Consider the following 11,820-nt stretch of genomic DNA (forward strand, 5'->3'; position numbering starts at 1 on the left):
TCACCGTCATGAGGTTTGATTGCCCGCGTGACTGATTACGACGTGCTGCGGGTCTTCTGTGGGCCCCGCGGCGAGTACGGCAACGAACTCGGGGTGGTGCGGGAAGGTTCCGTACTGCCCGAGCGGGACGAACGGCAGGCGTTCGCGGCGAAACTCGGCTTCAGCGAGACGGTGTTCGTCGACGACCCCGAGCGCGGGGTCATCGACATCTACACGCCCGGCGTGCGGCTGCCCTTCGCCGGGTACCCCTGCGTGGGCGCGGCCTGGCTGCTGGACGTACCCGAACTCGTCACGCCCGCGGGCGTGGTGGGTACCCGGCTCGACGGCGAGTTCACCTGGATCGAGGCCCGTCCGGAGTGGCCGCGGCCCCGCACGCTGCGCCGGTACGGCACGGCGGCGGAGGTCGACGCGCTCCCCGTACCGCCGCCGGGGGAGTGGATCTACGCCTGGGCGTGGGAGGACGAGGCTGCGGGCCGCGTCCGGGCCCGTGGCTTCCCCGGCCGAGGAGACGGCATCGAGGAGGACGAGGCGACAGGCTCGGCGGCCCTTCAGCTGACGGCCCAACTGGGCCGCGCCCTGAACATCGTCCAGGGCGCAGGCTCCCAGCTCCTCACAGCCCCCCAGCCGGAAGGCTGGATAGAACTGGGCGGCAGAGTCTTCCTGGAACGCTGACCCCCTGGCCGGGGCGGCCGCACCCCCCCATCCGGGGCAGACCAGGAGTTCCGTGCGGGTCGGCGGGGCTGGCCGCGCAGTTCCCCGCGCCCCTCGAAGGCGGGGCTGCGCCCCGGCCTTCACCCCTCAGGGGCGCGGGGAACGGCGCAGTCTTTTCGCTTTCAGGGGCGCGGGGAACGGCGCAACCAGCCCCCGCCGGCCCGCACCCGAAAACGCGAACCCCAGTGGAACGTCACGCGCTGATGCGGAACTCTTCCCCCAGCGCCCGAAACACCCCGGTGTTCAACGCGAACGCCCGCCGGCACTCGGCAACAACCCGCTGCTTCTCCAGGTCGTCCACGGGAAGCGCATCAAGCAGCTCCCGATACCCCCGCTTGAACGCCGCCGGGTTCCCGATGTCCTCGAAGACATAGAACCGCACCCCGTCACCCTTGCGGTCGAACCCCCACGTCTTCTCCGCCTTGCCGCGGATGATCTGCCCGCCGGAGAGGTCACCGAGATAGCGCGTGTAGTGATGCGCGATGTATCCGCCGGGCCAGGTACGGGCACACTCGGCGACCCGCGCCGCATACTCCACCGTCGCGGGCAGCGCGGTGACACCGTCCCGCCACCCCGCCCCCCGCAGATGGGCGAGATCCCGCTCCAGCGAGGCGAGCCGCATCAGCTCGGGCTGGATGAACGGCCCCGCCACCGGGTCGCCGGAGAGGTCCCGCGCACCCGACTCCAGCGCGTCGTACACGAACCACAGCTGCTCCGTGTAGCGCGCGTACGCGTCCACGCCGAGCCTGCCGCCGAGCAGATCGCTCATGAACGTCGAGGTCTCCGCCTCCACGTGCTGCTCGTGGGACGCGGTGCGGATGAGCGTCGAGAACGGCGTACTCGACGAGTTCATGGGGACCTCCGGGGCCGGACGGGGGAGACGGGAGCCGGACCAATCTTCTATGGTTAGGCTTACCTAAGTCAATGGGTTTCCGACGTCCTGTCGGTAAAACGGTACCCCGATCCTCCACCGTTCCCACATGAAAGAGCCGCCCGCTCCGAGTGAGCGGGCGGCACCTGGCGGGGCGGGGCGGTTACGGCAGCGTGAGGACCTCGGCCCCGCTGTCCGTGACGACCAGCGTGTGCTCGAACTGCGCGGTCCGCAGCCGGTCCTTCGTGACGACCGTCCACCCGTCGTCCCACATGTCGTAGTCGTACGACCCCAGCGTCAGCATCGGCTCGATCGTGAACGTCATCCCGGGCTGCATCACGGTCGTCGCGTGCGGGCTGTCGTAGTGCGGGACGATCAGCCCGGAGTGGAACGACGAGCTGATGCCGTGCCCGGTGAAGTCCCGCACGACCCCGTACCCGAAGCGCTTCGCGTACGACTCGATGACCCGGCCGATGATGTTGATCTGGCGGCCGGGCCTGACCGCCTTGATGGCACGCTCCAGCGACTCGCGGGTCCGCTCGACCAGCAGCCGCGACTCCTCGGCCACGTCCCCGACGAGATACGTGGCGTTGTTGTCGCCGTGCACGCCCCCGATGTACGCCGTCACGTCGAGGTTGATGATGTCCCCGTCCCGCAGGACGGTGGAGTCCGGGATGCCGTGGCAGATCACCTCGTTCACGGAGGTGCACAGGGACTTCGGGAAGCCGCGGTAGCCGAGCGTGGACGGGTAGGCGCCGTGGTCGCACATGTAGTCGTGCGCGACCCGGTCCAGTTCGTCCGTGGTGACGCCGGGCGCGATGAGCTTCGCGGCCTCGGCCATGGCGCGCGCGGCGATCCGGCCGGCGACACGCATCGCCTCGATCGTCTCGGGCGTCTGCACCTCCGGCCCGGTGTACGGGGTCGGCGCGGGCTTGCCGACGTACTCCGGGCGGCGGATGTTTCCGGGCACGGAACGGATGGGGGACAGCTCCCCTGGGACGAGCAGCGACTGGCCAGACATGCCAGCGAGTCTAACCAGCGGAGATGGGGGAACATGTCGGTGGCGAGAGGAGCTGGTCATGGCCCTGTTCAAGAAGCGGACGGTCGGTAAACCGGGCGAGTGGTACTACTGCCTGGAGCACAAGAAGGTCGAGGAGGGCCCCGAGTGCCCCGCGAAGGACCGCTTCGGTCCGTACGCGTCCCGCGAGGAGGCCCAGCGGGCGATGGACACGGCCCGTGAGCGCAACCTCGACTGGGAGACGGACCCCAGGTGGCACGACCCCGGTACGCGCCCCCCAGCCGAAAACTAACCGCACCCGTCCCAGTTCCCCGCACCCCAACCACCCAGGGGCGCGGGGAACGGCGCAGTCTTCTGGGCCTTCAGGGGCGCGGGGAACGGCGCGACAAGCCCCCGCCGACCCGCACACGCCCGTCACCGCGCCCCACCCACCCCCTCCCGTGCAGCCTTGAGCCGCACAGCGTGCACATTCGTCCGTACGTCGTACGTCATGAGCTTGGGAAGGCACACCGCCAACGCCCCCACCGCGGCCACGCACATCACACCCCCGGCCCACACGGAGGCCCGCACGGAAAGAACCGCGGCCATCCCACCGGCCCGGACCTGCCCCAGCTGCGGCCCCACCGAGTACGACAGCAGCTCGATCCCGGCCAGCCGCCCCCGCAGCTCGTCCGGAATCGTCTGGTTCCACATCGCCGCCCGGAAGATGCCGCTGACCATGTCGGCACAGCCACCGAGCGTCAGGAACAGCAGCACCAGCCACACATCGTGAACCGCCCCCGCGGCCACCATCGCGAGCCCCCAGAACGCCGCCGCCAGCACCACCATCCGCCCGTGCCGATGGATCCGCGAGGTCCACCCGCTCGTCAGGCTCACCAGCAGCGCCCCCGCGGGCAACGCCGCGTACATCAGCCCGAGCGACCACTCGGCGTCCAGCTCGTCCGCGAGGAAGGGCAGCACGGCGAGCGGGAAGGCGAAGAACATCGCGGACAGGTCGATCGCGTACGTACCCAGCAGTTCCTTGCGGCTCCACGCGTACCGGGCGCCCTCCGCGATCGACCGCAGCGACGGCTTCGCCGCCTCGTGCGAGGCGGGCGACGCGGCGAGCCCCACCGCCAGGACGAGCGAGACGACGAAGGTGACTAGGTCCGCGCCATAGGCCCAGCCGAGCCCGGCGTACGCCACGACGAGCCCCGCGACCGCGGGCCCGGCGACCCCGCCGACCGTCCAGCGCAGCGAGTTGAGCGCGGCGGCCGCCGGCAGGTGCTCGTGCCGGACGATGCGCGGGGTGAGCGCGTCCAGCGCCGGCCGCTGCACCGCGACGAGCGCGGAGGAGAGCGCGGCGACGACGTACAGCGGCCACACCAGGGGGCCCGGGAGCACCGCGTTGACCAGCAGCACGGCCGAGAGCAGTCCCTGCCCCGCCTCCGTCCACACGATCAGCTTCCGCTTGTCCAGGGCGTCGGCGAGGGCCCCGCCGTACAGCCCGAACACGATCAGCGGTACGAGCTCCACGGCACCGATCGCGCCGACGGCGACCACGGAACCGGTCAGCTCCTTCATCTGCACCGGGAGCGCGACGAACGTCAGGAAGCTGCCGAAGTTGGTGACGAGCCCGGCCACCCACAGCCGCCGGAAGTCGGGGGAGGTCCGCCACGGCGCCAGATCGGGCAACAGCGCACGCAACCGCGAAGCACCACCCCCGGAAGGGGGAGCGGGGTCGCCGACATCGACATCGACATCGGCATGGGTGTCGCTATCGGCGCCTGCATCGGATTCGGGCTCGGTCAGTTCCGTCACGACGGGAAATGGTCCGTCGCCGGCCCGCCGCGTACAAACGCTTTTTCGACCTCGGGCCCTGCCGAGGAGGCGGCCGGCTCACCACCGCGTGGGCGGTGGCGCCGTCAACTGGTCCGCCAGCCGCGACAACCGGTCCTTGAACCGCCGCCGCCCCCGGGGCGCGGGCACCGAGTTCTCCCCGGTCGCCGCACTGACCAGATGCTGCACGGTATCCAGATCGAGGCCCGTATCGAGGCCTGTGTCGAGACCCGCGCCGAGGTCCGGCACGCGCGGTACCGCGAGCGCCTCGTGCGCCATCGCGTGCAGCTCGCGGTCGCCCGAGTCCAGCGCGAGGACCGTCGCCCCGGCCCGGCGCGCGTCGTGCACCCGCTCCAGGAGCGGAGCCCCGGGCGCGTCCGGCGCCACGACGAGCAGCGTCTCTCCCCGCCGGGCCGCCTCGATCCGGCCGAGCCCCACCGCCAGATGGGCCGGATCCCCGGGCCGCGCCCCGTGCCGTACCAGCGTCGGTGTCAGTTCGGGCGTGCCCGACCAGGCGGCCTCGTCCACCAGATGGGCGGCGAGGTGCCACGGCTCGTACTCAGCCGTTCCCACCAGCAGCAGGCCGCCCCCGTGCGGCAGCACGGAGGACCGCAGGGCCCCCGCGAACCGCCGGGTGGCCGCCGGCCACTCGGTCCCGGCGAGCACTTCACGCAACAAGGCCACCCGTACGGCATCCATGCGGACGAATCCTGCCGCAAGCGACTGCTCGTCAGACGGAGTTCACGATGAATTCGCCCGTCCTGGGCAGAGTGGCCCGTTCACCCGGCCGGCAAGGAGAGGGTTCCATGACCAGCAGTGAGGCCAGCAGCGAGGCCAGGAGTGAGGCCGGCCGCGAGGGCGGCGCCGAGGTGTCCGTGCCGTTCCGGGGCGGGGAGGAGGGCTACGCGAGCTTCCGTATCCCGGCCGTCGTCGCCACCGGCGGGGGAACCCTGCTCGCCTTCTGCGAGGGCAGGGTCGGCTCCCGCGACGACTTCGGCCACATCGACATCGTGCTGAAGCGGTCCACGGACGGGGGACTCACCTGGGGACCGCTCCAGGTCGCCGCCTCGAACGGCGAGGCGCTCGCCGGGAACCCGGCCCCCGTCGTCCTCGACACCGGCAGGATCCTGCTCGTCCACGTCCGCAACGCCGCCCTCGCCACCGAGGACGCCATCCGCCGCGGCAAGGTGGGCGCCGCAGACGGCCGCCGCGTCTGGATCCTGCACAGCGACGACGACGGCGTCACCTGGTCCGGCCTGAGGGAGATCACCGGGCAGACGAAGAAGACGGCCTGGCGCTGGTACGCCACCACTCCGGGCCACGCCCTCCAGCTGACCGACGGACGGGTCGTCGTGGCCGCCAACCACTCCCTCCCGCCGACCGGCACGGACAACGGCACCGAGGGCAGGTACAACGGCGGGCACTGCCTGCTCAGCGACGACCACGGCGAGACCTGGCGCATCGGGTACGTCGACGACAACCCCGATGACTACATCAACGTGAACGAGACCACCGCCGCCGAACTCCCCGACGGCCGCGTCTACTTCAACACCCGCACCGACTCCACCGCGCCCGGCACCCGTGCCGACGCGTACTCGCGGGACGGCGGCCAGACCCTGGACAAGCCCTTCCGCCCGCAGGCCGGCCTCGTCGGCCCGGTCGTCGAGGCCAGTGTGCTCCAGCTCCGCGACCCCGACGTCCTCCTCTGCTCGGGCCCCGCCGACCCCGGCTTCCGCGCCCTGATGACGGTCCGCGCCAGCACCGACGACGGCGTCACCTGGCGGACCGCGCACACCGTCGACGGACTGCCCGCCGCGTACTCCGACCTCGTGCGCGTCGACGACGGCACGGTCGGACTCCTCTACGAGACGGGCGACTTCGGCGCGTACGAGACGATCACCTTCCGGCGGATCCCCGTGACGGCTCTCACCTGAGCGGCGCGGACCCGAACCACCCGCCTGAACGCACCACGACGCACGTAAAGTCGGCCCATGACCTCTACTGACAGTGCACAGAAGGCCCCCGCCAAGGACCCCTGGGACCTTCCCGACGTCTCCGGGCTCGTCGTCGGCGTGCTCGGCGGCACCGGTCCGCAGGGCAAGGGTCTCGCCTACCGGCTGGCCCGGGCCGGGCAGAAGGTGATCATCGGTTCGCGGGCCGCGGAGCGCGCGCAGGCCGCCGCCGACGAGCTCGGACACGGGGTCGAGGGCGCCGACAACGCCGAGACCGCCCGCCGCAGCGACATCGTGATCGTCGCCGTGCCGTGGGACGGACACGGCAAGACCCTGGAGTCGCTGCGCGAGGAACTGGCCGGCAAACTCGTCGTCGACTGCGTCAACCCGCTCGGCTTCGACAAGAAGGGCGCGTACGCGCTGAAGCCCGAGGAGGGCAGCGCCGCCGAACAGGCCGCCGCGCTGCTGCCGGACTCCCGCGTCACCGCCGCCTTTCACCACCTGTCGGCCGTGCTGCTCCAGGACCCGGAGATCGAGGAGATCGACACCGACGTGATGGTGCTCGGCGAGGAGCGGGCGGACGTCGAGATCGTCCAGGCGCTGGCCGGCCGCATCCCCGGCATGCGCGGCATCTTCTCCGGGCGGCTGCGCAACGCCCACCAGGTCGAGTCGCTGGTCGCGAACCTGATCTCGGTGAACCGCCGGTACAAGGCCCACGCGGGCCTGCGCCTCACCGACCTGTAGGACCGCGTCGGGGTGCCCGCCGGACGTGGGGGACACTGGAGCCGAGCAGTGTCCCCCTCCGGAACCCGCGCGCCGGGCCCCCGGAGATCCCCGACAGGAGCCGACCCCATGTCCCGACTCGCCCTCTACGCCCTCGTCGTCTGCGTTCTCGCCACGGCGGCGGCGGTCGTCTCCTTCGTCCAGGGCAGCTGGCTGGGGATCGTGTGGGTACTGCTCGCGGGCCTGTCGTCCAACATGACCTGGTACTACCTGCGCCGGGACCGGATGCGGCGCAAGGCGTCCTCCGTCACGGGCTGATCCGGCGGTCCGTCACTGGTTGACCGAGCAGTACTGGTCGGTCTCCGTCCAGAACCGGTAGAGGTTCTGCCCGCAGTACGTGCGGATCTCGTCGATGTCCAGGGCCCGCAGCAGCGCGTCGATCGCGTCGAAGAACTGGTTGTTCACCTCGGGGATCCACAGGATCGCGAAGACGAAGAGCAGCCCGAAGGGCGCGTACGGCTCCACCTGCCGACGGATCTTGTACGACAGCCAGGGCTCGATGACGCCGTAGCCGTCCAGGCCCGGGATCGGCAGGAAGTTCAGCAGCGCCGCCGTGACCTGGAGCAGCGCCAGGAACGCGAGGGCGAACTGGAAGTCGGCCGGTACGCCGTCCAGCGCGTCCAGCCAGAACGGGGCGGTGCAGACCACCGCGAACAGCACGTTCGTCAGCGGGCCCGCCGCCGAGATCAGGCTGTGCTTCCAGCGGCCCCGGATGCGGCTGCGCTCGATGAACACCGCGCCACCGGGCAGGCCGATGCCGCCCATGATGACGAAGAGGACGGGCAGCACGATGCTGAGCAGCGCGTGCGTGTACTTCAGCGGGTTCAGGGTCAGATAGCCCTTCGCGCCGATCGAGATGTCGCCGCTGTGCAGAGCCGTGCGGGCGTGCGCGTACTCGTGCAGACAGAGCGAGACGATCCACGCGGCCGTCACGAACAGGAAGACGGCGACGCCGGGCTGCTCGGCGAAGCCCGTCCAGGTGGCCCAGCCGGTCACCGCCGTGACGGCCACGATCCCGAGGAACACGGGGCTGATCCGCCGGTCACTGTGCCGGCCTGTGGCGGTGGTCATGGGGTGGGGCTCCCTGGAATGTTCGAACGGGCTGGGCGTGCCGGGTAGACCGTACCGGTGGTGTGGGGGGAACGTCCTAAGGAGGGTCGGAGGTTCCTGCGGCCCTCCGGCCGCGTCCGCGGCTCGTTCTCGGCCACTCCCGGTTCACGCCGGTCCGAAATCCGGGGCGGGCCCGGGTCGCCGACAGGGACAATGGTCTGCGTGCGCTATCGCATCCTCGGCACCACCCAGGCACTCCGTACCGACGGCACCCTCGTTCCGGTCGGCGGGGCGCGGCTGCGCGCCCTGCTGACGGTGCTCGCCCTGCGCCCCGGCCGGACCGTGTCCATGGCCGTGCTGGTCGACGAGGTATGGGGCGCCGACCCTCCGGCCGACGCCCCGGGCGCGCTGCAGGCCCTGGTGGGCCGGTTGCGCAGGGCGCTGGGCGCGGACGCGATCGGCTCCGCCGAGGGCGGTTACCGGCTGCGCGCCGCGGCCGACGACGTCGACCTGCACCGGTTCGAACGCCTCGCGGGCGAGGGCTCCCGCGCGCTGGCCGACGGCGACCCCGGCAAGGCGGCCGTCATCCTCGACGACGCCCTCGCCCTCTGGCGGGGCCCCGCACTCACCGATCTGCCGGACCGCACGGCCGAGTCGGCCCGCTGGGAGTCCCGCCGCCTCGACGCCCGGCGCGCCCGCCTCACCGCCGCCCTCGCCCTCGGCCACGCCGAACAGTCCCTGCCCGACCTGACCGCCCTCTGCGACGCCCACCCTCTGGACGAACCCCTCCAACTGCTGCGCCTGCGGGCCCTGCGTGACGCGGGCCGCGCCGCGGAGGCCCTGGCCGGCTACGAGGCCGTACGCCGCCTGCTGGCCGACCGCCTGGGCACGGACCCGGGGCCGGAACTACAGGCCCTGCACGCAGAACTACTGACCGGCCCCCCGACATTCCTCGGGGGCGCGGCGAACGGCGCACCAAGCCTCCACGGCGCCGCACCCGTCGGTGGCGCGACAGCCGCGCATCCCAGGGACGCGGGGAACGGCGCACCAAGCCCGCACGGAGCCGCACCACGCGACCGCCCCGCGCCTCGCGGCAACCTCCGGGCCCGGCTCACCTCCTTCGTCGGCCGGGACACCGATCTGGCGACCATCCGCGACGACCTCTCGGGGGCCCGGCTCGTCACCCTGCTCGGACCGGGCGGCGCCGGGAAGACCCGGCTGTCGCAGGAGGCGGCGGACAGCGTCGCCGAGGCCCTGCCCGACGGCGTGTGGCTGGCCGAACTCGCGCCCGTCGACGACCCGGAGGCCGTCCCCGAGGCCGTCCTCACCGCGGTCGGCGCCCGGGAGACCGTGCTGCGCAGCGCCGGGGCCGAGGAGATGCGCGTCGTCACCGACCGGCACGACGACCCGCTCGTCCGGCTCACCGAGCACTGCGCCAAACGCCGCATGCTGATCGTCCTCGACAACTGCGAACACGTCGTGGACGCCGCGGCCCGGCTGGTCGAGCAACTGCTCGAACGCTGCCCCGGACTGACCGTACTGGCCACGAGCCGCGAACCCCTCGGCGTACCGGGGGAGTTGCTGCGGCCCGTGGAGCCGCTGCCCGAGCCGTACGCGCTGAAGCTGCTCGCCGACCGGGGCGCCGCCGCCCGGCCCGGCTTCCGGATCGAGGACGACCCGGAGGCCGCCGCCGAGATCTGCCGGCGCCTCGACGGACTGCCGCTCGCCATCGAACTCGCCGCCGCCCGGCTGCGGATGCTCACCCCGCGCCAGATCGCCGACCGCCTCGACAACCGCTTCCGTCTCCTCACCTCCGGCAGCCGTACGGTCCTGCCGCGCCAGCAGACCCTGCGTGCCGTCGTCGACTGGTCCTGGGATCTCCTGGACGAGGACGAACGTGACGTACTGCGACGGCTGTCCGTCTTCGCCGGCGGCTGCGACCTCGCCGCCGCCGAGGCCGTCTGCGGACCCGCCGCGCTGGAGGCGCTCGGCTCGCTCGTCGACAAGTCCCTGGTGGTCGCGGCTCCTTCGGGTGACGGTCCGGGCAAGGGCCCGGGCGACGGCGAGATGCGCTACCGGCTCCTGGAGACCGTCGCCGAGTACGCCGGACAGCGCCTCGACGCGTGCGGCGAGCGCCCCGCGACCGAGCGCGCCCACCTCACCTACTACCGCGAACTCGCCCGCACCACGGACCCGTTGCTGCGGGGACCCGGCCAGCGCGACGCCATCGAACTGCTCCAGCTCGAAGGCGAGAACACCCGCGCCGCGCTGCAGCGCGCCGTCGCGGCCGGCGACGAACAGGAGGCACTCTGCCTCGTCCTCTCCCTCGCCTGGTACTGGCAGATCCGCGACCTGCGGATCATCACCCGCAACTGGACGCGGGAGGTCATGGCGATGGGCCCCGACCCGTTCGCGCCGCCCACCGAACGAGCCGTCCCGCTGTACGAGTCCTGCATCGCCGACCCGCCGCCCATGCGCCCGGACGTCCTCGTCGAAGCCAGGCGCGGTGTCCACCTCCTCCATCTCGCCTGTATGGACCTGGAGTTGGACACCTGGCAGACCCCGGAGGCCGAGGCCAAGCTGCGGGCTGTCAACGAGGCGTACGAGCCCGGCCTCCCGCAGGTCTGCCGCAACCCCGGCTACCTCTGGTTCTTCGCCGTGCTGCTGACCGGCGACATGGACCGGCTGCGCCTGGTCATCGACGCGAGCGTCGAGACCTGCCGTGAACTCGGCCACGGCTGGGAACTGGCCGTCGCCCTGCAGATGCGCGCCAACATGCTCGCCAACCGCGCCGACTGGGCGGGCGACGCGACCCGTGACGCCGACGAGTCGCTGGAACTCTTCGTCGGCCTCGAAGACGCCTGGGGCGCCGCCGAGGCCCTCTCCGCGCGGGGCGAGGCCCATGAGCGCAAGGGCGAGTACCAGCTCGCGGCGACGGACTACGAGACGGCCATCGCCCACGCCGAACGCCTGGGCGCCCGCGCCCAGATGGCCATCCTCACCACCCGTCTCGGCAGCGTGCTCATCGACTCGGGCGAGACCGAGCGGGGCGAGCGGCTGCTGCGCGAGGTCCTGGACCAGGGCCACGGCACGCACAACGAAGCCATGCCCGGAGCCCGGCTCTTCCTCGCGATGTGGCTCGGCCGCACCGGCCGTATCGCCGAGGCCCGCGTGCAGATGGAGCGGCTGTGGGACGACTTCGGCGCCGTACGGTTCGTGGTCTTCGACGGGTTCGTCATGGGCGTGGAGGCCTGGCTGGACTCGTTGGAGGGCCTCTACGACGAGGCGGTGGTGAAGGTGCGGGGAGCCCTGGAACGGGCCAAGGACCCACTGACCCAGATGATCGCGCCGCACATGTTCTCCGCCCACCTGACCACCGCGTGCATCGCGCTCGCCGGGGTCGACGGCGGCGGGCGCGCCGAGGACGCGGCGCGGTGCCTCGGTGCCGCCGACGGGCTGCTGCCGGCCGGTCACGTCCGGGCCGTCGTGGAGCGCGAGATGCGGGACCAGGCCGAGGCGGCGGCGCGCGGGGCACTCGACGGCCCGGCGTACGAGGCCGCGTACGCGGAGGGCGGCGGCCTCTCCTTCGAGGAGGCCGCCGCCCTGGTCTGACACCA

General features: G+C 72.2%; 11 protein-coding genes. 6 read left to right on the top strand and 5 right to left on the bottom strand.

Translation table 11 applies throughout. From position 1 onward, the window contains the following. The first annotated feature begins 27 nt into the window (after window positions 1-27). Window positions 28-672 (top strand): PhzF family phenazine biosynthesis protein, encoded by a 645-nt coding sequence (locus OHS59_RS31405; protein WP_328496709.1) that lies wholly within the window; start codon window positions 28-30, stop codon window positions 670-672. 232 nt (window positions 673-904) lie between these two features. Here OHS59_RS31405 and OHS59_RS31410 read toward each other — a convergent pair whose 3' ends face one another. Together OHS59_RS31410 and map are read right to left on the bottom strand one after the other, a co-directional pair. Further along, a complete protein-coding gene (locus tag OHS59_RS31410; protein WP_328496710.1) occupies window positions 905-1,564 on the bottom strand; it encodes a biliverdin-producing heme oxygenase in 660 nt (219 codons plus the stop codon). A gap of 181 nt (window positions 1,565-1,745) precedes the next feature. Continuing rightward, window positions 1,746-2,603 (bottom strand): type I methionyl aminopeptidase, encoded by an 858-nt coding sequence (map, locus tag OHS59_RS31415; RefSeq protein ID WP_328496711.1) that lies wholly within the window; start codon window positions 2,601-2,603, stop codon window positions 1,746-1,748. Between the two features lie 58 nt (window positions 2,604-2,661). On the opposite strand from map, the gene OHS59_RS31420 reads away from it, so the two are divergent. Further along, the gene (locus OHS59_RS31420) at window positions 2,662-2,892 is read left to right on the top strand and encodes a hypothetical protein (protein WP_328496712.1); all 231 of its coding nucleotides are present in this window, start codon (window positions 2,662-2,664) and stop codon (window positions 2,890-2,892) included. A 122-nt stretch (window positions 2,893-3,014) separates the two neighbouring features. On the opposite strand, the gene OHS59_RS31425 is transcribed toward OHS59_RS31420, so the two are convergent. Then, window positions 3,015-4,274, bottom strand: a complete 1,260-nt coding sequence (locus OHS59_RS31425) for an MFS transporter (protein ID WP_328496713.1) — start codon at window positions 4,272-4,274, stop codon at window positions 3,015-3,017. Between the two features lie 204 nt (window positions 4,275-4,478). Then, complete coding sequence (locus OHS59_RS31430) at window positions 4,479-5,117, bottom strand: hypothetical protein (protein ID WP_328496714.1); 639 nt, start codon at window positions 5,115-5,117, stop codon at window positions 4,479-4,481. Between the two features lie 107 nt (window positions 5,118-5,224). On the opposite strand from OHS59_RS31430, the gene OHS59_RS31435 reads away from it, so the two are divergent. The 3 genes from OHS59_RS31435 (at window position 5,225) to OHS59_RS31445 (ending at window position 7,411) form a co-directional block, all read left to right on the top strand. Then, a complete protein-coding gene (locus OHS59_RS31435) occupies window positions 5,225-6,352 on the top strand; it encodes a sialidase family protein (RefSeq protein WP_328496715.1) in 1,128 nt (375 codons plus the stop codon). Between the two features lie 57 nt (window positions 6,353-6,409). After that, complete coding sequence (gene npdG, locus OHS59_RS31440; RefSeq protein WP_328496716.1) at window positions 6,410-7,114, top strand: NADPH-dependent F420 reductase; 705 nt, start codon at window positions 6,410-6,412, stop codon at window positions 7,112-7,114. Window positions 7,115-7,222: 108 nt separating this feature from the next. Further along, a complete protein-coding gene (locus OHS59_RS31445; protein ID WP_189776498.1) occupies window positions 7,223-7,411 on the top strand; it encodes a hypothetical protein in 189 nt (62 codons plus the stop codon). A gap of 12 nt (window positions 7,412-7,423) precedes the next feature. On the opposite strand, the gene OHS59_RS31450 is transcribed toward OHS59_RS31445, so the two are convergent. After that, window positions 7,424-8,224: a site-2 protease family protein gene (locus OHS59_RS31450; RefSeq protein WP_328496717.1), complete on the bottom strand. Its 801-nt coding sequence runs from the start codon at window positions 8,222-8,224 to the stop codon at window positions 7,424-7,426. A 192-nt stretch (window positions 8,225-8,416) separates the two neighbouring features. Between OHS59_RS31450 and OHS59_RS31455 the strand changes: the two genes are divergently transcribed. Continuing rightward, complete coding sequence (locus OHS59_RS31455) at window positions 8,417-11,815, top strand: AfsR/SARP family transcriptional regulator (RefSeq protein WP_328496718.1); 3,399 nt, start codon at window positions 8,417-8,419, stop codon at window positions 11,813-11,815. The last annotated feature ends 5 nt before the right edge of the window (window positions 11,816-11,820 follow it).

Source organism: Streptomyces sp. NBC_00414, assembly GCF_036038375.1.
GTDB lineage: Bacteria > Actinomycetota > Actinomycetes > Streptomycetales > Streptomycetaceae > Streptomyces.

What these genes read in the sequence shown, in the direction of transcription:
- OHS59_RS31410 (WP_328496710.1), bottom strand. Translation starts at nt 1,564, where the DNA reads ATGAACTCGTCGAGTACGCCGTTCTCGACGCTCATCCGCACCGCGTCC.
- map (WP_328496711.1), bottom strand. Translation starts at nt 2,603, where the DNA reads ATGTCTGGCCAGTCGCTGCTCGTCCCAGGGGAGCTGTCCCCCATCCGT.
- OHS59_RS31420 (WP_328496712.1), top strand. Translation starts at nt 2,662, where the DNA reads ATGGCCCTGTTCAAGAAGCGGACGGTCGGTAAACCGGGCGAGTGGTAC.
- OHS59_RS31430 (WP_328496714.1), bottom strand. Translation starts at nt 5,117, where the DNA reads ATGGATGCCGTACGGGTGGCCTTGTTGCGTGAAGTGCTCGCCGGGACC.
- OHS59_RS31435 (WP_328496715.1), top strand. Translation starts at nt 5,225, where the DNA reads ATGACCAGCAGTGAGGCCAGCAGCGAGGCCAGGAGTGAGGCCGGCCGC.
- npdG (WP_328496716.1), top strand. Translation starts at nt 6,410, where the DNA reads ATGACCTCTACTGACAGTGCACAGAAGGCCCCCGCCAAGGACCCCTGG.
- OHS59_RS31445 (WP_189776498.1), top strand. Translation starts at nt 7,223, where the DNA reads ATGTCCCGACTCGCCCTCTACGCCCTCGTCGTCTGCGTTCTCGCCACG.
- OHS59_RS31450 (WP_328496717.1), bottom strand. Translation starts at nt 8,224, where the DNA reads ATGACCACCGCCACAGGCCGGCACAGTGACCGGCGGATCAGCCCCGTG.
- OHS59_RS31455 (WP_328496718.1), top strand. Translation starts at nt 8,417, where the DNA reads ATGGTCTGCGTGCGCTATCGCATCCTCGGCACCACCCAGGCACTCCGT.